We start from the raw sequence: 23,468 nt of genomic DNA, 5'->3' as shown, positions 1-23,468 counted from the left end.
TGAAAAGCGTTTCACCGTCAACCTATTCAGGACAATCAACTTCGCCTCTCTCGGCAAAAACGCAGGGACATTGCACGGTATCCGCTGGCACAGGTAGTATTGAGAGAGATTCTCACTAACATCTGGAAAGACCACCAGTGCACTCTCCTCCGTCCAGCAAGCTGGGATTCTTTTTCAGCGACCATCACCGTTGGCTGCTGCAACACATCAACCGGCAGGTGCGCAATCACGCGGACGCCGAGGACACCGCCGCCGATACGTTTTGCCAGTTGCTGGTGGCACGCGTCGATCCGGACAGCATCGACCAGCCGCGCGCTTACCTGTCGACGATTGCGCGGCGATTGATCTTTGACCGTCATCGCCGACGCAAACTGGAACACGCCTACCTGGAGCGTTTGTCTACGCTGCCGGAAGTGCTGGTGCCCTCCCCCGAAGAACAACTGCAACTGATTGAAGCGCTGGTGGCCATCGACCGGGCGATCGATGGTTTGCCAATGATCGTCAAAGCCACGTTCCTTTACAGCCAACTGGACGGGCTGAGCTACGTGGCGATTGCGCAAAAACTCGGGCTGTCGGAGCGGACGGTCAGCCGCTACATGAAACAGGCTTTGCGCCAGTGCTTTCTATGTGAAATGGCCTCATGAGCAAGGCGCGCCTGGACCCGGTCAGCGAGCAAGCCATCGACTGGATGGTCAAACTTCGCGCTGCCACACCTGACACTGCCACGCAGGCGCGTTTCGACGCCTGGCTGGCGAGCGATCGCGCGCACAGCCAGGCGTGGGACAAACTGCAGGAGCGGCTCGGCGCTTCGTTCAACACCGTTCGCACGCTGGACCGGCGCTTGCCCGGCCAGGCCAGCGAAGCCCGCCAGGTGTTATTGCAGCCGCAGGCTTCGCGTCGCGATGCCCTGCGCGTGATCGCTGGCCTGGGTCTGCTCGGCGGCAGTTTATGGCTGGGCAGCAAAAGCCAGTTCGGCGAATCGTTGCTGGCGGATCTGCACACCGGGCGCGGCCAGCGGCAGAATTTCAATCTGAGCGATGGCAGCCGTCTGAGCCTGAACGCTGACAGCGCGGTGGATTTGCGCTTCGATGGTCAGCAGCGCATGGTCATTCTGCGCCACGGCGAACTGCTGATCGACGTCGCACCCGACTCGCGCCGCCCACTGATCGTGCGCACCGCCGAAGGTGACATGCGTGCTCTGGGCACCCGTTTTCTGGTCGCTCAGGAGCAGGACGCCAGTCGCCTCGTGGTGTTGCAGCATTCGGTCGAAGCGCGGCTGTTCGACGGCACCACACAAATCGTCAGGGAAGGTCAGGCGGCGGTGCTTTCTTCGCGCACTATCACGTTGGCCAGCGGTGATGAGCGTCGGCGTGCCGATTGGTTGAACGGCCGATTGAATGTGCTGGATGAATCCCTGGCGCAAGTGGTCGAGGCCCTGCGCCCCTACTGTCGAGGATTTGTCCGTGTCGCTCCCGACGTTCGAAGCTTGCGCGTACAAGGTGTGTTCCCGCTGGACGATCCCGAGCGGACCTTTAATGCCCTGGCCGAAACGCTGCCCATTCGAGTCGATCGCTACAGCCCCTGGCTGACCTTGATCAGTAAAAAATGAGCCGGAAAAAATATTTTCTGAAAATCGTTCTTGTTTGTGTCCGGTTTTCATTTCTCATCGCACCTATCTCCTGACACTTGCACAAAAACAGGAGAATGTTGTGTTCAACACGTGGCCCCGTAACCTTTACGCTGGCGTTGCCTTGGCAACGCTGTCGACCTCAGCGCTGGCGCAAGACCTGACGTTCAACCTGCCGGCCGGCCCTTTGGCCAGCACGCTCAATGCCATCGCCGGTCAGAGCGGGCAGATCATTTCGCTGGAGCCTGCGCTGGTTCAGGGCAAACGTGCTCCGGCGGTGGTCGGGCAGATGCCGGCTGCGCAAGCGATGCAAAAAGCCTTGTCGGGCAGCGGTCTGCAGCTACGCGTGACGGGGCAAGGCAACTTCAGCGTCGAACCCGCCAGCGACAGCAGCGCCTCCCTGCAACTGGACGCCACCAACATCGTTGAACGCAGCCTCGACGCTACGACCGAAGGCTCGAACTCCTACGCCGCGCGCGCCGTGAGCATCGGCAAAGGCACGCACACGCTCAAGGAAATTCCGCAGTCGATCACCGTGATGACGCGCAAGCAGCTGGACGATCAGGATCTGGTTGATCTGAAAGACGCGGTGAACAAAACCACCGGTCTGGTCGGCCTTCAGGGCGTAGGCAAAGGCATGATCATTTCCTCGCGCGGCTTTCAGATCGATGACTGGCAGTACGACGGTGTACCGATCCCGCGCAACACCTACGCCTTGGGCAACTGGGCGACCCAGGATCTGATTTTCTTTGATCGCGTAGAAATCCTCCGTGGCGCCCCCGGCCTGCTGCAAGGCACCGGCAGCCCCGGCGGCGCGATCAATCTGGTGCGCAAGCGCGGCCAAAACGCGCCCACCGTGACCATCACCGGCAAGGCCGGTTCGTGGGATCACTACGGCCTGCAACTGGACGCCGGCGGCCCGTTGAATTCGACGGGCAGCGTGCGCGGTCGCTTCGTTGCCGACGAAGACCAGAGCCAATCGTTCGTCGATTACGAATGGAGCAAAACCCACTCGCTGTACGGCGCGCTGGACTTTGATCTGCGCGACGACACCACCCTCGGTCTGGCCATCAGCAACTCCGATGGCGAGTCACGCCCGATGATCCGTGGCCTGCCCCGCTACGCAGACGGCAAGCCGCTGAACGTGCCGCGCTCGACCTACGGCGGCGCGCGCTGGAACCATCTGGACATCGACGTCACCACGCTGTACGCCGATCTGGAGCACCGCTTCAATGACGACTGGGCGTTCAAGGTCGGTGCGGTGCGCATGGACGAAACCAACAAGGGCAAAAGCCAGCGTCTGCAAACCAGCGGCGACGGCATCAACCCCGATGGCAGCGGCATTCAGTACGCCGACTTCGTCACCGATTTCGATGCGACCAAGCTCGGTCTGGACATGAACGTCACCGGCAAGTTCGAAGCGCTGTCCATGGCCCACGAAGTGATGCTCGGCGGCAACTACTCGAAATACACCAGCGACGACAAAATCGCCCGGACCTTCAACAACAACACCACTGACACGATTTTTGACATCGATCACGACCGCCCGGAGATCAGCTACGAAGGCATTCTCAACACGCCGGGCGGCCAAGCCACGCCGAGCAAATATGATATTCGCCAGAAAGGTTTGTATGGCAGCTGGCGGATCAAGCCGATCGATCCACTGACCCTCGTACTCGGCTCGCGCGTCAGTTGGTACGACTACAGCTACAAGTACGCGACGCAAAGAGCCTTCAATGCGGCGATCCCACAACCGGAAAGCACTGTGACGGAAACCGGCGTGGTCACGCCGTACGCCGGCATCGTCTACGACTTGAGCCGCGAGTGGGCGGTGTACGCCAGCTACACCGACGTCTTCGAGCCACAGACCAACCGCGATGCCGGTGGCTCAACACTGAAACCGGTGGTGGGCAGCAACTACGAAGTCGGTTTGAAGGGCGAATTGCTGGACGGCCGGGTCAATACTTCGCTGGCGGTGTTCCGCTATGACCAGGAGAACCGCGCCATCAACGACCTCGCGTCGGGCATGGTCTGCGACGGTTGGTATTGCTCCAACGCTGCCGGCAAAGTCCGCAGCCAGGGGATCGAAGCCGAGATCAGCGGTGAAGTCCTGAACAACCTGCAACTGTTCGCCGGCTACACCTACAACACCACCAAGTACTTGGATGACCCGGACAACGAAGGCAAAGTCTTCAGCACCTGGACACCGAAGCACATGCTGCGGGTGTGGGGCGATTACCAGTTCAGCGGCGATTGGGAACGCGTCAGCACCGGCCTCGGTTTCACCGCGCAAAGCCATACGCTGGGTTACGAACACACCTACGATGTGGCGGGCTCCACCGTATGGAGTGCGCGCCTCGGCTACCAGTTGAGCAAGGAAATCGGTCTGGCGGTCAACGCCAACAACCTGTTCGACAAGCGCTACTACACCTCCGCGTACAACCAGCTCAACGGCAACAACAACTTCGGCGACCCGCGCAATGTGATGTTCAGCGTGAAGTACACGCCGGAGTTTTGATCCCGTCACGGTGAGCAACACCGACCTGCCGCCGTTGCTTAGCGGCAGGTCGGCGCCGTTGAACCGTTGAATCGATGATCAGACGCGCAACAGTTGCTGCGTGGTAGCCATCGAGGTGTTCAGCGATTGCCCGGTGCGCTGCAATTTGTTCAGCAGACTCGCGCCCAGCCACAGCTGGTAGAGGGTCTCCGCCAGATGCCGGGCATCGCCCGCCGGCAGACTTTTTTCCGCCTGACCTTGTTCGATGCATTCGGCGATGCGCGCCACCACTTGCTCGGCGCCGTCACGCAAGGTGAGGCGCATCGACTCGGACAAGTCAGCAACTTCGGCGCTGAGTTTGACCACCAGACATTCATCGCCATGCCCTTCCAGCGTGCAGCGATCCTGCCAGCCCTGCCAGTAATCCATCAGCCGCTCATAAGCCGTCAGCCCCGGCAACGTCAGGCGTCGTTCCATGTCGGCGAGGTAGCCGACGAAGTAATCCGCGAGCAAGGCCTGGCCGTACAGTTCCTTCGACTTGAAGTAGTGATAGAACGAGCCCTTGGGCACGCCGGCGGTTTGCAGGATTTCGTTGAGGCCGACACTGGTGAAGCCCTTCTCGGCCATCATCCGGTGGCCGGTGTCGAGCAAGTGTTGGCGGGTGTCATCGTAAGTCGGTTTCATGGGGCGCAAAGTACCAGACAATAGACCAGTCGTATATTTCAGAAGATGGCGAGTTTGCCACAGCTGCCGAGGAAAAACCTGCACGCGAAAAAATTACTAGACGACTGGTCTAATTGGAATCTATGCTGCGCCCCGTCAACCGCTTTTCCGGGTGTCGACGCCAGGCGAATCCCTCGCACGGCGAGTCCACCTGATCAATCCAGGGTGCTCTATGAAAATCTTGATGGTTTTGACTTCACACGATCAACTCGGCAACACCGGTAAGAAAACCGGTTTCTGGCTGGAAGAATTCGCCGCCCCCTACTTCGCCTTCAAGGACGCCGGTGCCGACATCACGCTGGTGTCGCCGGCCGGCGGTCAACCGCCGCTCGACCCGAAAAGCGACGAACCTGGTGCGCAGACTGCCGAGACCGATCGCTTCCGTAACGACCCAGCGGCACAACAGGCACTGGCCAATACCGGTCGCTTGGCGGATGTCCGCGCTGACGATTTCGATGCGGTGTTTTACCCAGGTGGCCACGGCCCGCTGTGGGATCTGGCCGAAGACGCGCATTCGATTGCCTTGATTCAAGCCTTCGACCGCAGCAACAAACCCCACGGTTTTGTCTGCCACGCGCCAGGTGTATTGCGTCACGTGGTGGCGGCAGACGGCCAACCGCTGATTGCCAGTCGCGCAGTCACTGGTTTCACCAATTCGGAAGAAGCCGCCGTCGGCCTCACCGACGTCGTGCCGTTCCTGATCGAAGACGAGTTCCAGCGTCTCGGCGGGCGTTACTCGAAAGTTGCTGACTGGCAAGTGCACGTAGTCACTGACGGGCAACTGGTCACCGGCCAGAACCCTGCCAGCTCCGCTGCGGTGGCCGAACAACTGTTGAAAATGCTCGGTTGATTCAGCACTGACTATTCAGCACTTATTTTTTTATCTCGCTAATAGTCGACTGGTCTAATAAACCAGTCGACAAGGTATTTGCATGAACCACAGCAGTTATTTCCAACCCGCGACACTGGGCCTGCACACCCTGAAAAACCGTATCGTGCTGCCGCCCCTCACCCGCCAGCGCAGTACGCAACCGGGCAACATTGCCAATGAATTGATGGCTGAGTATTACCAGCAACGCGCCGGGGCAGGTTTGCTGGTAACCGAGGGCACGCAGATCGAGCCGCGTGGCCAGGGTTACGCGTGGACGCCGGGTATCCACACCGCCGAGCAAATCGCCGGCTGGCGCACAGTCACCGAGGCTGTGCACGCGGTGGACGGGGTGATCTTCGCCCAACTCTGGCATGTTGGCCGGGTGTCGCACACCGCGTTGCAACCCGACGGTGCGGCGCCGGTCTCGGCGTCCGCCGTGGCCACCGACCGGGTCAGCGTGTTCATCGAAACCGCGCCGGGCGCCGGCGCACTGGTACCGCCTTCGGCGCCGCGCGCGCTGAGCACCGATGAAGTCCAGGAACTGGTGCAGCTGTATATCCAGGCGGCGCGCAATGCCATGGAAGCAGGGTTCGACGGCATCGAACTGCACTGCGCCAATGGCTATCTGGTCAACCAGTTCATCTCGGCCCACAGCAACCTGCGCACCGATCAATACGGTGGTTCGCTGGACAATCGCCTGCGCTTTTTGCGTGAAGTGGTGGCCGGTGTCGCCGAATGCATCGGCAAGGAAAAGGTCGGCGTACGTTTTGCGCCGCTGTTCACCACCACCGATGAAGCGCGGACTTACCTCGGCATGGTCGAGGAAGACCCTCACACCACCTACATCGAAGCGATCAAGATTCTGCAAGACGTCGGCATTGCTTACCTGTCCATCGCCGAAGCCGATTGGGACAACGCACCCGCCATGCCGCTCACGTTTCGCCAGGCCGTGCGCGACACCTTCAGTGGCGCGATCATTTACGCCGGCCGCTACAACGCCGAATCCGGTGCGCAGTTGCTCGACTCCGGACTGGCCGACTTCGTCGCGTTCGGCCGGCCGTTCATGGCCAACCCGGATCTGCCCGCACGCATCGCCAATGACTGGCCGCTGAACGCCTTGAACCCGGCCACAGTGTATGGCGGCAATGCCGAAGGCTACGTGGATTACCCTTTTTATAGCGGGTAATCGCTAAGCATCAGAAGACCCAAAGCATGCGCCACCATTATTTGGGAGCGCATGCTTTAGGCGCTATCGCCAGCGCTGAATAATTTGGCCTAGCTGCCCCTTCGCGAAAAATACCTATACAAATCCATATTTTCGTACAACTATTTGAAAGCAGACCCTTGCCGGTTCACGGCAACCCATTGCGCCTTCGATCGGGCTGAAGCCTTTCAAATGAAAAACGTCAAACGCTTGTGCCTGGTTCTGGGCGACCAACTGTCTTTCGACCTCGCTTCATTACAGGGGATTGATGGCGCTGGTGATGCAGTGCTGCTGGTCGAGGTGATGGAGGAAGCGACGCACGTTGCCCATCATCCGCAGAAGATCGCCCTGAACTTCAGCGCCATGCGCCACTTTGCTCAAGCCCTGCACAGGCGCGGCATACCTGTGCACTACGTGCGCCTCGACGATCGCGAAAACACCGGTTCAGTGCCCAGCGAATTAAAGCGCTGGCAAACCCTGCTGCAGGCGCAAGAAGTACACGTCACTGAGTGCGGCGACTGGCGTCTGGAGCAATCTCTGCGTGATTGCGCGGTTGCTATCCAATGGCACACCGACACGCGCTTCCTCTGTTCTCGCGACGAGTTCGCCGCGTGGGCTGCCGAGAAAAAACAGCTGCGCATGGAGTTCTTCTACCGCGAGATGCGCCGTAAAAGCGGCTTGTTGCTCAATGGCGACGGCACGCCCGTCGGTGGCGCCTGGAATTACGATGCCGAGAACCGCAAGGCTCTGCCGAAAAATGCCAAAGCGCCCTACCCGGCCAGATTTACCGCCGATGCAATAACCGACGAGGTGCTGGCGTTGGTGCGCGAGCGTTTCGCCGGTCACTACGGTGCACTGGATGATTTCAACTATCCGGTGACACACGCCGACGCGCAGACCCTGTGGGAATACTTTCTCGACTATGGACTGGCCGGTTTCGGCGACTATCAGGACGCCATGGCCAGCGACGAACCCTATCTGTTTCATGCGCGCATCAGCGCCGCACTGAACATCGGTTTGCTCGATCTGCGCCAGTTGTGCAGCGATGTCGAGTCCGCTTATTGGTCCGGCCACATTGCCCTGAATGCAGCCGAGGGATTTATTCGACAACTGATCGGCTGGCGTGAATATGTGCGTGGCGTCTACTGGCTGAAAATGCCCGGGTACGCCGAGGGCAATGTGTTCGGTAACCAGCGGCCCTTGCCGGAGTTCTACTGGACCGGCGAAACGCAGATGAACTGCATGCGCCAGGCGATCGGTCAGAGCCTGAAACACGCCTACGCCCATCACATCCAGCGCTTGATGGTGACCGGCAATTTCGCCCTGCTGGCCGGGATTGCACCGAGCCAGATCTGCGAATGGTACCTGGCCATCTATATGGACGCGTTTGATTGGGTCGAGCTGCCCAACACGCTGGGCATGGTCATGCACGCCGACGGTGGTTATCTCGGCTCCAAGCCTTACTGTGCCAGCGGCCAGTACATCAATCGAATGTCCGATTACTGTGGCGGTTGCACCTACAAGGTGCGCGAAACCACTACCGACGACGCCTGCCCGTTCAACGCGCTGTACTGGCATTTCCTCATGCGCCATGGCGATTTGCTGCGTGGCAATCAGCGCATGGGCATGATCTACAAAAACCTCGACCGCATGCCCGAAGTGAAACAGCGGGCATTGTGGCAGCGCGGCCAGCGGCTGCTCGACACACTGGATAACGGCGAAGCGCTCTGAACGTTGCGGGTGTCTTGCCGCGGTGCAACTTAAGCGTGACGCCCCCGGTCAATGGGTGAGATGGCGACTGGATGTGCGTTCGACACACTGATTGGACTCAGACCAGAAAATCAACAAGGCACGAGTGGTGGAATTCTGAAAAACCTTACCCGCGAGGAACTCGAGTCCGAAGTCACGCGCCTGCGTCTGGCCGTCAAGATGACCTGCGACGCGGTCTGGGACTGGGATCTGCAGACTGACCAGATCACCTGGAACGATGCACTGCAAGAGGCGTATGGCTATGCTTCGGGCACCATCGAGCCGACCTGTGACTGGCGGTTTGCGCAGATTCATCCGCAGGATCGCGCGCGTGTAAAGGCATCGATCGATACCGCGATCAATGGCTCCGGCACAGCCTGGAACGCGGAATACCGGTTCCGTTGTGAAGACGGCACCTTCGCTGAAGTGCTGGATCGCGGGCACCTGATCCGCAACGCCGATGGCCGGGCCGAGCGCATGATTGGCGCCATGCTCGACCTGACACGCTCGCGCAGAGCCGAAACCGCATTGCGCCTGAGCGAAGAGCGCTTCGCCACGATTCTGGAAACCATCGAGGCGGCGTTCGCCATCGTCAAAGTCAAGTTCGACGCCGACGATCGCCCCGTGGACTATTGCTTCGTCGAGGCCAACCCCGCGTTCGAACGTCAGGCCGGCGTCAACCTGCGGGGCAAATGGGTCACCGAGTTTGCGCCCAACCTGGAAAGCTTCTGGTTCGAAACCTATGGGCACGTCGCCAAGACCGGTGAACCGGCAAACTTCGAAAACTACGCCAACACCTTCGAGCGCTGGTTCGATGTGCGAGCCGTGCGGGTGGGTGATCCTGCGGATCGGCAAATCGCAATCTTCTTCAGCGACGTCACCGAGCGGCGCGATGCCCAGGAGCGTCTGCGCGTCAGCGAGGCCATCGCCAAGGAAAACGTCGAACGCGTGCAACTCGCCCTCGCCGCAGGGGCGATTATCGGCACTTGGCACTGGGACCTGCTCACCGACCGTTTCACCGTCGACGAAGCCTTCGCCCGGGTGTTCAATCTTGATCCGGCGCTGGGGCGTGACGGCCTGAGCCTGGAACAAGTGGTGACCACCGTGCATCCTGATGACCGGGACGAACTCACGGATGCGATCAACGCAGTGATTGCCCGTGGCGGCGCCTACTCCCATCAATACCGGGTGTGCGGTGCGGATGGAAAATACACCTGGATCGAAGCCAACGGCCGCGTCGAATGCGCCGATGACGGCACGCCGCGACGCTTTCCCGGCGTGCTAATCGATGTTGAAGATCGTCGCAACGTCGAAGCGGAACGCGACCGCGCGACGGCGGCGTTGCGCGCACTCAACGACACGCTGGAACAGCGGGTGTCGGAGCGCACCACGGACCTTATGCAGGCGGAAGAGAAGCTGCGCCAATCGCAGAAAATGGAAGCCGTCGGGCAACTGACGGGCGGTTTGGCGCATGACTTCAACAACCTTCTGGCCGGCATTTCGGCCGCCCTGGAATTGATGCAAAAGCGCATCGCCCAGGACCGTCTGAAGGACGTCGACAAATACATGGTGATCGCCCAGGACGCGGCCAGGCGTGCAGCGGCACTGACCCATCGCCTGCTGGCCTTCTCCAGACGACAGACCCTTGATCCACGGCCGACGGATGTCAACTCGCTGGTGGATGGCATGAGCGAACTGATCCAACGCACCGTAGGCCCCAGTATTCGCCTGAAAACCCACGCTGCAGCCGAGCTGTGGCCGGCACTCGTCGACGCCAGCCAGCTGGAAAACGCGCTTCTGAACCTGTGCATCAACGCCCGGGATGCGATGCCTGACGGGGGGCGAATAACGGTCGAGACCGCCAATCGATCGATCGACGATGAAGCAGCCCGCGCGCTGGACATCCCCCAAGGGCAATACCTGTGCCTGTGCGTCACCGACACCGGTACGGGCATGAGCGCAGAGGTCATCGCCAAAGCCTTCGACCCCTTCTTCACCACCAAACCCATCGGCCAGGGCACGGGCCTGGGGTTGTCGATGATTTACGGTTTTACCAAACAATCCGGCGGCCAGGTGCGCGTGCATTCGCAAGTGGGCCAAGGCACGACGATGTGCATCTATCTGCCGCGCTATCACGGCGAGACCCGCCACGATCAAGCTGACCTGCGCAGCACGCCGGCAGCGCATGCAAAAACTGGTGAAACGATCCTCATCGTCGACGACGAACCCACCGTTCGGACACTGCTTAAAGACGTATTGGGCGACCTCGGCTACCACTTGCTTGAAGCCGCCGACAGTGTCGAAGGCCTGGAAGCGTTGCGCTCCGGTGCACACATCGATTTGCTGATCACCGATGTCGGCCTCCCAGGCGGCATGAACGGACGCCAGATGGCTGATGCGGGGAGGCAGATCAGGCCCAGATTGAAGATCCTGTTCATCACCGGTTACGCCGAAAACGCAGTGCTCGGCAGTGGCCAGCTCGGGCCAGGCATGCAGGTATTGACCAAGCCTTTTGCGGTCGACACGTTGGTCTTGCGGGTGAGGAACCTGATGGCTGCCAGGGTTGACTGAGGCGCGCCATCGCACGGTTTGGCCTGCCGTCTTCGCCGGATAGCGCCCAACCATTTTTCAGGCTCGCCAATAAAGAAAGCCTGCTTTATAAGCAGGCTTTTCGATTCACGGCTTCAGCTTATTTCTGCTGCGCCGTCAGCGCCGAGTAGCTGTTCATCAGGTTGCGATAGTTAGGGATGCGCTGCGACAGCAGGTTGCCCAAGCCTTCGATGTCGTTGCGCCAGTCGCGGTGCAGCTCACAGGCCACCGAGAACCAGTTCATCATCTGCGCGCCGGCCTGAGTCATGCGGCTCCATGCGGCTTGCTGCACGGTGGTGTTGAAAGTCCCGGAAGCATCGGTGACCACGAACACATCAAAACCTTCCGCCAGCGCCGACAGCGTCGGGAACGCGACACAGACATCGGTTACCACACCGGCAATGATGATCTGCTTGCGGCCAGTCGCCTTGATCGCCTTGACGAAATCTTCGTTGTCCCAGGCGTTGATCTGGCCTGGACGAGCGATGTACGGCGCATCCGGGAACATCTCTTTCAATTCCGGTACCAGCGGGCCATTCGGGCCTTGTTCGAAACTGGTGGTGAGGATAGTCGGCAAGTTGAAGAACTTGGCCAGGTCAGCCAGGGCCAGCACGTTGTTCTTGAATTCGTTCGGCGAGAAGTCCTGCACCAGCGAAATCAGCCCGGTCTGGTGATCGACCAGCAGCACGATGGCGTCGTCTTTGTTCAGGCGGTTGTAGGTTGGAGTGGTCATGGTCTGCGTCCCTTTTCGATGTTGGAAGTTGTTGTTGCGTTCAAGTTGGGCACAGATTACTGACGCATCGAAGGGGGATAAATCGGTTGAAAAGCGTTTCACCGTCAACCTATTCAGGACAATCAACTTCGCCTCTCTCGGCAAAAACGCAGGGACATTGCACGGTATCCGCTGGCACAGGTAGTATTGAGAGAGATTCTCACTAACATCTGGAAAGACCACCAGTGCACTCTCCTCCGTCCAGCAAGCTGGGATTCTTTTTCAGCGACCATCACCGTTGGCTGCTGCAACACATCAACCGGCAGGTGCGCAATCACGCGGACGCCGAGGACACCGCCGCCGATACGTTTTGCCAGTTGCTGGTGGCACGCGTCGATCCGGACAGCATCGACCAGCCGCGCGCTTACCTGTCGACGATTGCGCGGCGATTGATCTTTGACCGTCATCGCCGACGCAAACTGGAACACGCCTACCTGGAGCGTTTGTCTACGCTGCCGGAAGTGCTGGTGCCCTCCCCCGAAGAACAACTGCAACTGATTGAAGCGCTGGTGGCCATCGACCGGGCGATCGATGGTTTGCCAATGATCGTCAAAGCCACGTTCCTTTACAGCCAACTGGACGGGCTGAGCTACGTGGCGATTGCGCAAAAACTCGGGCTGTCGGAGCGGACGGTCAGCCGCTACATGAAACAGGCTTTGCGCCAGTGCTTTCTATGTGAAATGGCCTCATGAGCAAGGCGCGCCTGGACCCGGTCAGCGAGCAAGCCATCGACTGGATGGTCAAACTTCGCGCTGCCACACCTGACACTGCCACGCAGGCGCGTTTCGACGCCTGGCTGGCGAGCGATCGCGCGCACAGCCAGGCGTGGGACAAACTGCAGGAGCGGCTCGGCGCTTCGTTCAACACCGTTCGCACGCTGGACCGGCGCTTGCCCGGCCAGGCCAGCGAAGCCCGCCAGGTGTTATTGCAGCCGCAGGCTTCGCGTCGCGATGCCCTGCGCGTGATCGCTGGCCTGGGTCTGCTCGGCGGCAGTTTATGGCTGGGCAGCAAAAGCCAGTTCGGCGAATCGTTGCTGGCGGATCTGCACACCGGGCGCGGCCAGCGGCAGAATTTCAATCTGAGCGATGGCAGCCGTCTGAGCCTGAACGCTGACAGCGCGGTGGATTTGCGCTTCGATGGTCAGCAGCGCATGGTCATTCTGCGCCACGGCGAACTGCTGATCGACGTCGCACCCGACTCGCGCCGCCCACTGATCGTGCGCACCGCCGAAGGTGACATGCGTGCTCTGGGCACCCGTTTTCTGGTCGCTCAGGAGCAGGACGCCAGTCGCCTCGTGGTGTTGCAGCATTCGGTCGAAGCGCGGCTGTTCGACGGCACCACACAAATCGTCAGGGAAGGTCAGGCGGCGGTGCTTTCTTCGCGCACTATCACGTTGGCCAGCGGTGATGAGCGTCGGCGTGCCGATTGGTTGAACGGCCGATTGAATGTGCTGGATGAATCCCTGGCGCAAGTGGTCGAGGCCCTGCGCCCCTACTGTCGAGGATTTGTCCGTGTCGCTCCCGACGTTCGAAGCTTGCGCGTACAAGGTGTGTTCCCGCTGGACGATCCCGAGCGGACCTTTAATGCCCTGGCCGAAACGCTGCCCATTCGAGTCGATCGCTACAGCCCCTGGCTGACCTTGATCAGTAAAAAATGAGCCGGAAAAAATATTTTCTGAAAATCGTTCTTGTTTGTGTCCGGTTTTCATTTCTCATCGCACCTATCTCCTGACACTTGCACAAAAACAGGAGAATGTTGTGTTCAACACGTGGCCCCGTAACCTTTACGCTGGCGTTGCCTTGGCAACGCTGTCGACCTCAGCGCTGGCGCAAGACCTGACGTTCAACCTGCCGGCCGGCCCTTTGGCCAGCACGCTCAATGCCATCGCCGGTCAGAGCGGGCAGATCATTTCGCTGGAGCCTGCGCTGGTTCAGGGCAAACGTGCTCCGGCGGTGGTCGGGCAGATGCCGGCTGCGCAAGCGATGCAAAAAGCCTTGTCGGGCAGCGGTCTGCAGCTACGCGTGACGGGGCAAGGCAACTTCAGCGTCGAACCCGCCAGCGACAGCAGCGCCTCCCTGCAACTGGACGCCACCAACATCGTTGAACGCAGCCTCGACGCTACGACCGAAGGCTCGAACTCCTACGCCGCGCGCGCCGTGAGCATCGGCAAAGGCACGCACACGCTCAAGGAAATTCCGCAGTCGATCACCGTGATGACGCGCAAGCAGCTGGACGATCAGGATCTGGTTGATCTGAAAGACGCGGTGAACAAAACCACCGGTCTGGTCGGCCTTCAGGGCGTAGGCAAAGGCATGATCATTTCCTCGCGCGGCTTTCAGATCGATGACTGGCAGTACGACGGTGTACCGATCCCGCGCAACACCTACGCCTTGGGCAACTGGGCGACCCAGGATCTGATTTTCTTTGATCGCGTAGAAATCCTCCGTGGCGCCCCCGGCCTGCTGCAAGGCACCGGCAGCCCCGGCGGCGCGATCAATCTGGTGCGCAAGCGCGGCCAAAACGCGCCCACCGTGACCATCACCGGCAAGGCCGGTTCGTGGGATCACTACGGCCTGCAACTGGACGCCGGCGGCCCGTTGAATTCGACGGGCAGCGTGCGCGGTCGCTTCGTTGCCGACGAAGACCAGAGCCAATCGTTCGTCGATTACGAATGGAGCAAAACCCACTCGCTGTACGGCGCGCTGGACTTTGATCTGCGCGACGACACCACCCTCGGTCTGGCCATCAGCAACTCCGATGGCGAGTCACGCCCGATGATCCGTGGCCTGCCCCGCTACGCAGACGGCAAGCCGCTGAACGTGCCGCGCTCGACCTACGGCGGCGCGCGCTGGAACCATCTGGACATCGACGTCACCACGCTGTACGCCGATCTGGAGCACCGCTTCAATGACGACTGGGCGTTCAAGGTCGGTGCGGTGCGCATGGACGAAACCAACAAGGGCAAAAGCCAGCGTCTGCAAACCAGCGGCGACGGCATCAACCCCGATGGCAGCGGCATTCAGTACGCCGACTTCGTCACCGATTTCGATGCGACCAAGCTCGGTCTGGACATGAACGTCACCGGCAAGTTCGAAGCGCTGTCCATGGCCCACGAAGTGATGCTCGGCGGCAACTACTCGAAATACACCAGCGACGACAAAATCGCCCGGACCTTCAACAACAACACCACTGACACGATTTTTGACATCGATCACGACCGCCCGGAGATCAGCTACGAAGGCATTCTCAACACGCCGGGCGGCCAAGCCACGCCGAGCAAATATGATATTCGCCAGAAAGGTTTGTATGGCAGCTGGCGGATCAAGCCGATCGATCCACTGACCCTCGTACTCGGCTCGCGCGTCAGTTGGTACGACTACAGCTACAAGTACGCGACGCAAAGAGCCTTCAATGCGGCGATCCCACAACCGGAAAGCACTGTGACGGAAACCGGCGTGGTCACGCCGTACGCCGGCATCGTCTACGACTTGAGCCGCGAGTGGGCGGTGTACGCCAGCTACACCGACGTCTTCGAGCCACAGACCAACCGCGATGCCGGTGGCTCAACACTGAAACCGGTGGTGGGCAGCAACTACGAAGTCGGTTTGAAGGGCGAATTGCTGGACGGCCGGGTCAATACTTCGCTGGCGGTGTTCCGCTATGACCAGGAGAACCGCGCCATCAACGACCTCGCGTCGGGCATGGTCTGCGACGGTTGGTATTGCTCCAACGCTGCCGGCAAAGTCCGCAGCCAGGGGATCGAAGCCGAGATCAGCGGTGAAGTCCTGAACAACCTGCAACTGTTCGCCGGCTACACCTACAACACCACCAAGTACTTGGATGACCCGGACAACGAAGGCAAAGTCTTCAGCACCTGGACACCGAAGCACATGCTGCGGGTGTGGGGCGATTACCAGTTCAGCGGCGATTGGGAACGCGTCAGCACCGGCCTCGGTTTCACCGCGCAAAGCCATACGCTGGGTTACGAACACACCTACGATGTGGCGGGCTCCACCGTATGGAGTGCGCGCCTCGGCTACCAGTTGAGCAAGGAAATCGGTCTGGCGGTCAACGCCAACAACCTGTTCGACAAGCGCTACTACACCTCCGCGTACAACCAGCTCAACGGCAACAACAACTTCGGCGACCCGCGCAATGTGATGTTCAGCGTGAAGTACACGCCGGAGTTTTGATCCCGTCACGGTGAGCAACACCGACCTGCCGCCGTTGCTTAGCGGCAGGTCGGCGCCGTTGAACCGTTGAATCGATGATCAGACGCGCAACAGTTGCTGCGTGGTAGCCATCGAGGTGTTCAGCGATTGCCCGGTGCGCTGCAATTTGTTCAGCAGACTCGCGCCCAGCCACAGCTGGTAGAGGGTCTCCGCCAGATGCCGGGCATCGCCCGCCGGCAGACTTTTTTCCGCCTGACCTTGTTCGATGCATTCGGCGATGCGCGCCACCACTTGCTCGGCGCCGTCACGCAAGGTGAGGCGCATCGACTCGGACAAGTCAGCAACTTCGGCGCTGAGTTTGACCACCAGACATTCATCGCCATGCCCTTCCAGCGTGCAGCGATCCTGCCAGCCCTGCCAGTAATCCATCAGCCGCTCATAAGCCGTCAGCCCCGGCAACGTCAGGCGTCGTTCCATGTCGGCGAGGTAGCCGACGAAGTAATCCGCGAGCAAGGCCTGGCCGTACAGTTCCTTCGACTTGAAGTAGTGATAGAACGAGCCCTTGGGCACGCCGGCGGTTTGCAGGATTTCGTTGAGGCCGACACTGGTGAAGCCCTTCTCGGCCATCATCCGGTGGCCGGTGTCGAGCAAGTGTTGGCGGGTGTCATCGTAAGTCGGTTTCATGGGGCGCAAAGTACCAGACAATAGACCAGTCGTATATTTCAGAAGATGGCGAGTTTGCCACAGCTGCCGAGGAAAAACCTGCACGCGAAAAAATTACTAGACGACTGGTCTAATTGGAATCTATGCTGCGCCCCGTCAACCGCTTTTCCGGGTGTCGACGCCAGGCGAATCCCTCGCACGGCGAGTCCACCTGATCAATCCAGGGTGCTCTATGAAAATCTTGATGGTTTTGACTTCACACGATCAACTCGGCAACACCGGTAAGAAAACCGGTTTCTGGCTGGAAGAATTCGCCGCCCCCTACTTCGCCTTCAAGGACGCCGGTGCCGACATCACGCTGGTGTCGCCGGCCGGCGGTCAACCGCCGCTCGACCCGAAAAGCGACGAACCTGGTGCGCAGACTGCCGAGACCGATCGCTTCCGTAACGACCCAGCGGCACAACAGGCACTGGCCAATACCGGTCGCTTGGCGGATGTCCGCGCTGACGATTTCGATGCGGTGTTTTACCCAGGTGGCCACGGCCCGCTGTGGGATCTGGCCGAAGACGCGCATTCGATTGCCTTGATTCAAGCCTTCGACCGCAGCAACAAACCCCACGGTTTTGTCTGCCACGCGCCAGGTGTATTGCGTCACGTGGTGGCGGCAGACGGCCAACCGCTGATTGCCAGTCGCGCAGTCACTGGTTTCACCAATTCGGAAGAAGCCGCCGTCGGCCTCACCGACGTCGTGCCGTTCCTGATCGAAGACGAGTTCCAGCGTCTCGGCGGGCGTTACTCGAAAGTTGCTGACTGGCAAGTGCACGTAGTCACTGACGGGCAACTGGTCACCGGCCAGAACCCTGCCAGCTCCGCTGCGGTGGCCGAACAACTGTTGAAAATGCTCGGTTGATTCAGCACTGACTATTCAGCACTTATTTTTTTATCTCGCTAATAGTCGACTGGTCTAATAAACCAGTCGACAAGGTATTTGCATGAACCACAGCAGTTATTTCCAACCCGCGACACTGGGCCTGCACACCCTGAAAAACCGTATCGTGCTGCCGCCCCTCACCCGCCAGCGCAGTACGCAACCGGGCAACATTGCCAATGAATTGATGGCTGAGTATTACCAGCAACGCGCCGGGGCAGGTTTGCTGGTAACCGAGGGCACGCAGATCGAGCCGCGTGGCCAGGGTTACGCGTGGACGCCGGGTATCCACACCGCCGAGCAAATCGCCGGCTGGCGCACAGTCACCGAGGCTGTGCACGCGGTGGACGGGGTGATCTTCGCCCAACTCTGGCATGTTGGCCGGGTGTCGCACACCGCGTTGCAACCCGACGGTGCGGCGCCGGTCTCGGCGTCCGCCGTGGCCACCGACCGGGTCAGCGTGTTCATCGAAACCGCGCCGGGCGCCGGCGCACTGGTACCGCCTTCGGCGCCGCGCGCGCTGAGCACCGATGAAGTCCAGGAACTGGTGCAGCTGTATATCCAGGCGGCGCGCAATGCCATGGAAGCAGGGTTCGACGGCATCGAACTGCACTGCGCCAATGGCTATCTGGTCAACCAGTTCATCTCGGCCCACAGCAACCTGCGCACCGATCAATACGGTGGTTCGCTGGACAATCGCCTGCGCTTTTTGCGTGAAGTGGTGGCCGGTGTCGCCGAATGCATCGGCAAGGAAAAGGTCGGCGTACGTTTTGCGCCGCTGTTCACCACCACCGATGAAGCGCGGACTTACCTCGGCATGGTCGAGGAAGACCCTCACACCACCTACATCGAAGCGATCAAGATTCTGCAAGACGTCGGCATTGCTTACCTGTCCATCGCCGAAGCCGATTGGGACAACGCACCCGCCATGCCGCTCACGTTTCGCCAGGCCGTGCGCGACACCTTCAGTGGCGCGATCATTTACGCCGGCCGCTACAACGCCGAATCCGGTGCGCAGTTGCTCGACTCCGGACTGGCCGACTTCGTCGCGTTCGGCCGGCCGTTCATGGCCAACCCGGATCTGCCCGCACGCATCGCCAATGACTGGCCGCTGAACGCCTTGAACCCGGCCACAGTGTATGGCGGCAATGCCGAAGGCTACGTGGATTACCCTTTTTATAGCGGGTAATCGCTAAGCATCAGAAGACCCAAAGCATGCGCCACCATTATTTGGGAGCGCATGCTTTAGGCGCTATCGCCAGCGCTGAATAATTTGGCCTAGCTGCCCCTTCGCGAAAAATACCTATACAAATCCATATTTTCGTACAACTATTTGAAAGCAGACCCTTGCCGGTTCACGGCAACCCATTGCGCCTTCGATCGGGCTGAAGCCTTTCAAATGAAAAACGTCAAACGCTTGTGCCTGGTTCTGGGCGACCAACTGTCTTTCGACCTCGCTTCATTACAGGGGATTGATGGCGCTGGTGATGCAGTGCTGCTGGTCGAGGTGATGGAGGAAGCGACGCACGTTGCCCATCATCCGCAGAAGATCGCCCTGAACTTCAGCGCCATGCGCCACTTTGCTCAAGCCCTGCACAGGCGCGGCATACCTGTGCACTACGTGCGCCTCGACGATCGCGAAAACACCGGTTCAGTGCCCAGCGAATTAAAGCGCTGGCAAACCCTGCTGCAGGCGCAAGAAGTACACGTCACTGAGTGCGGCGACTGGCGTCTGGAGCAATCTCTGCGTGATTGCGCGGTTGCTATCCAATGGCACACCGACACGCGCTTCCTCTGTTCTCGCGACGAGTTCGCCGCGTGGGCTGCCGAGAAAAAACAGCTGCGCATGGAGTTCTTCTACCGCGAGATGCGCCGTAAAAGCGGCTTGTTGCTCAATGGCGACGGCACGCCCGTCGGTGGCGCCTGGAATTACGATGCCGAGAACCGCAAGGCTCTGCCGAAAAATGCCAAAGCGCCCTACCCGGCCAGATTTACCGCCGATGCAATAACCGACGAGGTGCTGGCGTTGGTGCGCGAGCGTTTCGCCGGTCACTACGGTGCACTGGATGATTTCAACTATCCGGTGACACACGCCGACGCGCAGACCCTGTGGGAATACTTTCTCGACTATGGACTGGCCGGTTTCGGCGACTATCAGGACGCCATGGCCAGCGACGAACCCTATCTGTTTCATGCGCGCATCAGCGCCGCACTGAACATCGGTTTGCTCGATCTGCGCCAGTTGTGCAGCGATGTCGAGTCCGCTTATTGGTCCGGCCACATTGCCCTGAATGCAGCCGAGGGATTTATTCGACAACTGATCGGCTGGCGTGAATATGTGCGTGGCGTCTACTGGCTGAAAATGCCCGGGTACGCCGAGGGCAATGTGTTCGGTAACCAGCGGCCCTTGCCGGAGTTCTACTGGACCGGCGAAACGCAGATGAACTGCATGCGCCAGGCGATCGGTCAGAGCCTGAAACACGCCTACGCCCATCACATCCAGCGCTTGATGGTGACCGGCAATTTCGCCCTGCTGGCCGGGATTGCACCGAGCCAGATCTGCGAATGGTACCTGGCCATCTATATGGACGCGTTTGATTGGGTCGAGCTGCCCAACACGCTGGGCATGGTCATGCACGCCGACGGTGGTTATCTCGGCTCCAAGCCTTACTGTGCCAGCGGCCAGTACATCAATCGAATGTCCGATTACTGTGGCGGTTGCACCTACAAGGTGCGCGAAACCACTACCGACGACGCCTGCCCGTTCAACGCGCTGTACTGGCATTTCCTCATGCGCCATGGCGATTTGCTGCGTGGCAATCAGCGCATGGGCATGATCTACAAAAACCTCGACCGCATGCCCGAAGTGAAACAGCGGGCATTGTGGCAGCGCGGCCAGCGGCTGCTCGACACACTGGATAACGGCGAAGCGCTCTGAACGTTGCGGGTGTCTTGCCGCGGTGCAACTTAAGCGTGACGCCCCCGGTCAATGGGTGAGATGGCGACTGGATGTGCGTTCGACACACTGATTGGACTCAGACCAGAAAATCAACAAGGCACGAGTGGTGGAATTCTGAAAAACCTTACCCGCGAGGAACTCGAGTCCGAAGTCACGCGCCTGCGTCTGGCCGTCAAGATGACCTGCGACGCGGTCTGGGACTGGGATCTGCAGACTGACCAGATCACCTGGAACGATGCACTGCAAGAGGCGTATGGCTATGCTTCGGGCACCATCGAGCCGACCTGTGACTGGCGGTTTGCGCAGATTCATCCGCAGGATCGCGCGCGTGTAAAGGCATCGATCGATACCGCGATCAATGGCTCCGGCACAGCCTGGAACGCGGAATACCGGTTCCGTTGTGAAGACGGCACCTTCGCTGAAGTGCTGGATCGCGGGCACCTGATCCGCAACGCCGATGGCCGGGCCGAGCGCATGATTGGCGCCATGCTCGACCTGACACGCTCGCGCAGAGCCGAAACCGCATTGCGCCTGAGCGAAGAGCGCTTCGCCACGATTCTGGAAACCATCGAGGCGGCGTTCGCCATCGTCAAAGTCAAGTTCGACGCCGACGATCGCCCCGTGGACTATTGCTTCGTCGAGGCCAACCCCGCGTTCGAACGTCAGGCCGGCGTCAACCTGCGGGGCAAATGGGTCACCGAGTTTGCGCCCAACCTGGAAAGCTTCTGGTTCGAAACCTATGGGCACGTCGCCAAGACCGGTGAACCGGCAAACTTCGAAAACTACGCCAACACCTTCGAGCGCTGGTTCGATGTGCGAGCCGTGCGGGTGGGTGATCCTGCGGATCGGCAAATCGCAATCTTCTTCAGCGACGTCACCGAGCGGCGCGATGCCCAGGAGCGTCTGCGCGTCAGCGAGGCCATCGCCAAGGAAAACGTCGAACGCGTGCAACTCGCCCTCGCCGCAGGGGCGATTATCGGCACTTGGCACTGGGACCTGCTCACCGACCGTTTCACCGTCGACGAAGCCTTCGCCCGGGTGTTCAATCTTGATCCGGCGCTGGGGCGTGACGGCCTGAGCCTGGAACAAGTGGTGACCACCGTGCATCCTGATGACCGGGACGAACTCACGGATGCGATCAACGCAGTGATTGCCCGTGGCGGCGCCTACTCCCATCAATACCGGGTGTGCGGTGCGGATGGAAAATACACCTGGATCGAAGCCAACGGCCGCGTCGAATGCGCCGATGACGGCACGCCGCGACGCTTTCCCGGCGTGCTAATCGATGTTGAAGATCGTCGCAACGTCGAAGCGGAACGCGACCGCGCGACGGCGGCGTTGCGCGCACTCAACGACACGCTGGAACAGCGGGTGTCGGAGCGCACCACGGACCTTATGCAGGCGGAAGAGAAGCTGCGCCAATCGCAGAAAATGGAAGCCGTCGGGCAACTGACGGGCGGTTTGGCGCATGACTTCAACAACCTTCTGGCCGGCATTTCGGCCGCCCTGGAATTGATGCAAAAGCGCATCGCCCAGGACCGTCTGAAGGACGTCGACAAATACATGGTGATCGCCCAGGACGCGGCCAGGCGTGCAGCGGCACTGACCCATCGCCTGCTGGCCTTCTCCAGACGACAGACCCTTGATCCACGGCCGACGGATGTCAACTCGCTGGTGGATGGCATGAGCGAACTGATCCAACGCACCGTAGGCCCCAGTATTCGCCTGAAAACCCACGCTGCAGCCGAGCTGTGGCCGGCACTCGTCGACGCCAGCCAGCTGGAAAACGCGCTTCTGAACCTGTGCATCAACGCCCGGGATGCGATGCCTGACGGGGGGCGAATAACGGTCGAGACCGCCAATCGATCGATCGACGATGAAGCAGCCCGCGCGCTGGACATCCCCCAAGGGCAATACCTGTGCCTGTGCGTCACCGACACCGGTACGGGCATGAGCGCAGAGGTCATCGCCAAAGCCTTCGACCCCTTCTTCACCACCAAACCCATCGGCCAGGGCACGGGCCTGGGGTTGTCGATGATTTACGGTTTTACCAAACAATCCGGCGGCCAGGTGCGCGTGCATTCGCAAGTGGGCCAAGGCACGACGATGTGCATCTATCTGCCGCGCTATCACGGCGAGACCCGCCACGATCAAGCTGACCTGCGCAGCACGCCGGCAGCGCATGCAAAAACTGGTGAAACGATCCTCATCGTCGACGACGAACCCACCGTTCGGACACTGCTTAAAGACGTATTGGGCGACCTCGGCTACCACTTGCTTGAAGCCGCCGACAGTGTCGAAGGCCTGGAAGCGTTGCGCTCCGGTGCACACATCGATTTGCTGATCACCGATGTCGGCCTCCCAGGCGGCATGAACGGACGCCAGATGGCTGATGCGGGGAGGCAGATCAGGCCCAGATTGAAGATCCTGTTCATCACCGGTTACGCCGAAAACGCAGTGCTCGGCAGTGGCCAGCTCGGGCCAGGCATGCAGGTATTGACCAAGCCTTTTGCGGTCGACACGTTGGTCTTGCGGGTGAGGAACCTGATGGCTGCCAGGGTTGACTGAGGCGCGCCATCGCACGGTTTGGCCTGCCGTCTTCGCCGGATAGCGCCCAACCATTTTTCAGGCTCGCCAATAAAGAAAGCCTGCTTTATAAGCAGGCTTTTCGATTCACGGCTTCAGCTTATTTCTGCTGCGCCGTCAGCGCCGAG

General features: G+C 60.1%; 17 protein-coding genes. 14 read left to right on the top strand and 3 right to left on the bottom strand.

Going from position 1 to position 23,468, the window contains the following annotated elements; all coding sequences use genetic code 11:
- Positions 1-137: 137 nt before the first annotated feature.
- The 3 genes from PMI37_RS12800 (at position 138) to PMI37_RS12790 (ending at position 4,145) form a co-directional block, all read left to right on the top strand.
- Positions 138-644, top strand: coding sequence for a sigma-70 family RNA polymerase sigma factor (locus PMI37_RS12800; RefSeq protein WP_008081399.1), 507 nt, complete (start codon positions 138-140; stop codon positions 642-644).
- Positions 641-1,609: a FecR family protein gene (locus PMI37_RS12795; protein ID WP_008081398.1), complete on the top strand. Its 969-nt coding sequence runs from the start codon at positions 641-643 to the stop codon at positions 1,607-1,609. Before PMI37_RS12800 ends, PMI37_RS12795 begins: the two co-directional genes overlap by 4 nt.
- A gap of 100 nt (positions 1,610-1,709) precedes the next feature.
- Positions 1,710-4,145 carry a TonB-dependent siderophore receptor gene (locus PMI37_RS12790; RefSeq protein ID WP_008081397.1) on the top strand — a complete coding sequence of 812 codons (2,436 nt, stop codon included), beginning with the start codon at positions 1,710-1,712 and terminating at the stop codon, positions 4,143-4,145.
- Between the two features lie 78 nt (positions 4,146-4,223).
- On the opposite strand, the gene PMI37_RS12785 is transcribed toward PMI37_RS12790, so the two are convergent.
- Positions 4,224-4,808, bottom strand: coding sequence for a TetR/AcrR family transcriptional regulator (locus PMI37_RS12785; protein ID WP_008081396.1), 585 nt, complete (start codon positions 4,806-4,808; stop codon positions 4,224-4,226).
- 211 nt (positions 4,809-5,019) lie between these two features.
- On the opposite strand from PMI37_RS12785, the gene PMI37_RS12780 reads away from it, so the two are divergent.
- The 4 genes from PMI37_RS12780 to PMI37_RS12765 all read left to right on the top strand — a co-directional run bounded on the left by PMI37_RS12780 (position 5,020) and on the right by PMI37_RS12765 (position 11,242).
- Positions 5,020-5,697 (top strand): type 1 glutamine amidotransferase domain-containing protein, encoded by a 678-nt coding sequence (locus PMI37_RS12780; RefSeq protein WP_008081394.1) that lies wholly within the window; start codon positions 5,020-5,022, stop codon positions 5,695-5,697.
- An 82-nt stretch (positions 5,698-5,779) separates the two neighbouring features.
- On the top strand, positions 5,780-6,904 hold the full coding sequence (locus PMI37_RS12775) for an alkene reductase (protein WP_008081393.1): 1,125 nt from the start codon (positions 5,780-5,782) through the stop codon (positions 6,902-6,904).
- A gap of 210 nt (positions 6,905-7,114) precedes the next feature.
- Positions 7,115-8,653, top strand: a complete 1,539-nt coding sequence (locus tag PMI37_RS12770; protein ID WP_008081392.1) for a cryptochrome/photolyase family protein — start codon at positions 7,115-7,117, stop codon at positions 8,651-8,653.
- A gap of 51 nt (positions 8,654-8,704) precedes the next feature.
- Positions 8,705-11,242 carry a PAS domain-containing protein gene (locus tag PMI37_RS12765; RefSeq protein ID WP_008081391.1) on the top strand — a complete coding sequence of 846 codons (2,538 nt, stop codon included), beginning with the start codon at positions 8,705-8,707 and terminating at the stop codon, positions 11,240-11,242.
- A 118-nt stretch (positions 11,243-11,360) separates the two neighbouring features.
- Here the strand turns inward: PMI37_RS12765 and ycaC are convergent, their stop codons facing one another.
- Positions 11,361-11,993, bottom strand: coding sequence for an isochorismate family cysteine hydrolase YcaC (gene ycaC / locus PMI37_RS12760; protein WP_008081401.1), 633 nt, complete (start codon positions 11,991-11,993; stop codon positions 11,361-11,363).
- Positions 11,994-12,217: 224 nt separating this feature from the next.
- Between ycaC and PMI37_RS12755 the strand changes: the two genes are divergently transcribed.
- The 3 genes from PMI37_RS12755 (at position 12,218) to PMI37_RS12745 (ending at position 16,225) form a co-directional block, all read left to right on the top strand.
- Positions 12,218-12,724, top strand: a complete 507-nt coding sequence (locus PMI37_RS12755; protein WP_008081399.1) for a sigma-70 family RNA polymerase sigma factor — start codon at positions 12,218-12,220, stop codon at positions 12,722-12,724.
- Positions 12,721-13,689 (top strand): FecR family protein, encoded by a 969-nt coding sequence (locus PMI37_RS12750; RefSeq protein WP_008081398.1) that lies wholly within the window; start codon positions 12,721-12,723, stop codon positions 13,687-13,689. Before PMI37_RS12755 ends, PMI37_RS12750 begins: the two co-directional genes overlap by 4 nt.
- Positions 13,690-13,789: 100 nt before the next feature.
- Positions 13,790-16,225, top strand: a complete 2,436-nt coding sequence (locus tag PMI37_RS12745) for a TonB-dependent siderophore receptor (RefSeq protein WP_008081397.1) — start codon at positions 13,790-13,792, stop codon at positions 16,223-16,225.
- A 78-nt stretch (positions 16,226-16,303) separates the two neighbouring features.
- Here the strand turns inward: PMI37_RS12745 and PMI37_RS12740 are convergent, their stop codons facing one another.
- Complete coding sequence (locus PMI37_RS12740) at positions 16,304-16,888, bottom strand: TetR/AcrR family transcriptional regulator (protein WP_008081396.1); 585 nt, start codon at positions 16,886-16,888, stop codon at positions 16,304-16,306.
- Between the two features lie 211 nt (positions 16,889-17,099).
- Here PMI37_RS12740 and PMI37_RS12735 point away from each other — a divergent pair, with 211 nt between their 5' ends.
- The 4 genes from PMI37_RS12735 (at position 17,100) to PMI37_RS12720 (ending at position 23,322) form a co-directional block, all read left to right on the top strand.
- On the top strand, positions 17,100-17,777 hold the full coding sequence (locus PMI37_RS12735; RefSeq protein ID WP_008081394.1) for a type 1 glutamine amidotransferase domain-containing protein: 678 nt from the start codon (positions 17,100-17,102) through the stop codon (positions 17,775-17,777).
- An 82-nt stretch (positions 17,778-17,859) separates the two neighbouring features.
- Positions 17,860-18,984, top strand: coding sequence for an alkene reductase (locus PMI37_RS12730; protein WP_008081393.1), 1,125 nt, complete (start codon positions 17,860-17,862; stop codon positions 18,982-18,984).
- Between the two features lie 210 nt (positions 18,985-19,194).
- Positions 19,195-20,733 (top strand): cryptochrome/photolyase family protein, encoded by a 1,539-nt coding sequence (locus PMI37_RS12725; RefSeq protein ID WP_008081392.1) that lies wholly within the window; start codon positions 19,195-19,197, stop codon positions 20,731-20,733.
- 51 nt (positions 20,734-20,784) lie between these two features.
- Positions 20,785-23,322, top strand: coding sequence for a PAS domain-containing protein (locus PMI37_RS12720; protein ID WP_008081391.1), 2,538 nt, complete (start codon positions 20,785-20,787; stop codon positions 23,320-23,322).
- Positions 23,323-23,468 lie beyond the last annotated feature (146 nt).

The sequence above is a fragment of the Pseudomonas sp. GM80 genome (genome assembly GCF_000282515.1).
Classification (GTDB): domain Bacteria; phylum Pseudomonadota; class Gammaproteobacteria; order Pseudomonadales; family Pseudomonadaceae; genus Aquipseudomonas.
Note: the sequence above shows the minus strand (reverse complement) of the source record. Positions and strands in the feature narration are given on the sequence as shown.

Coding starts and splice junctions, on each gene's coding strand:
- PMI37_RS12780 (WP_008081394.1), top strand. CDS start 5,020: ATGAAAATCTTGATGGTTTTGACTTCACACGATCAACTCGGCAACACC.
- PMI37_RS12735 (WP_008081394.1), top strand. CDS start 17,100: ATGAAAATCTTGATGGTTTTGACTTCACACGATCAACTCGGCAACACC.
- PMI37_RS12725 (WP_008081392.1), top strand. CDS start 19,195: ATGAAAAACGTCAAACGCTTGTGCCTGGTTCTGGGCGACCAACTGTCT.
- PMI37_RS12775 (WP_008081393.1), top strand. CDS start 5,780: ATGAACCACAGCAGTTATTTCCAACCCGCGACACTGGGCCTGCACACC.
- PMI37_RS12740 (WP_008081396.1), bottom strand. CDS start 16,888: ATGAAACCGACTTACGATGACACCCGCCAACACTTGCTCGACACCGGC.
- ycaC (WP_008081401.1), bottom strand. CDS start 11,993: ATGACCACTCCAACCTACAACCGCCTGAACAAAGACGACGCCATCGTG.
- PMI37_RS12765 (WP_008081391.1), top strand. CDS start 8,705: ATGGGTGAGATGGCGACTGGATGTGCGTTCGACACACTGATTGGACTC.
- PMI37_RS12720 (WP_008081391.1), top strand. CDS start 20,785: ATGGGTGAGATGGCGACTGGATGTGCGTTCGACACACTGATTGGACTC.
- PMI37_RS12770 (WP_008081392.1), top strand. CDS start 7,115: ATGAAAAACGTCAAACGCTTGTGCCTGGTTCTGGGCGACCAACTGTCT.
- PMI37_RS12795 (WP_008081398.1), top strand. CDS start 641: ATGAGCAAGGCGCGCCTGGACCCGGTCAGCGAGCAAGCCATCGACTGG.
- PMI37_RS12750 (WP_008081398.1), top strand. CDS start 12,721: ATGAGCAAGGCGCGCCTGGACCCGGTCAGCGAGCAAGCCATCGACTGG.
- PMI37_RS12730 (WP_008081393.1), top strand. CDS start 17,860: ATGAACCACAGCAGTTATTTCCAACCCGCGACACTGGGCCTGCACACC.
- PMI37_RS12785 (WP_008081396.1), bottom strand. CDS start 4,808: ATGAAACCGACTTACGATGACACCCGCCAACACTTGCTCGACACCGGC.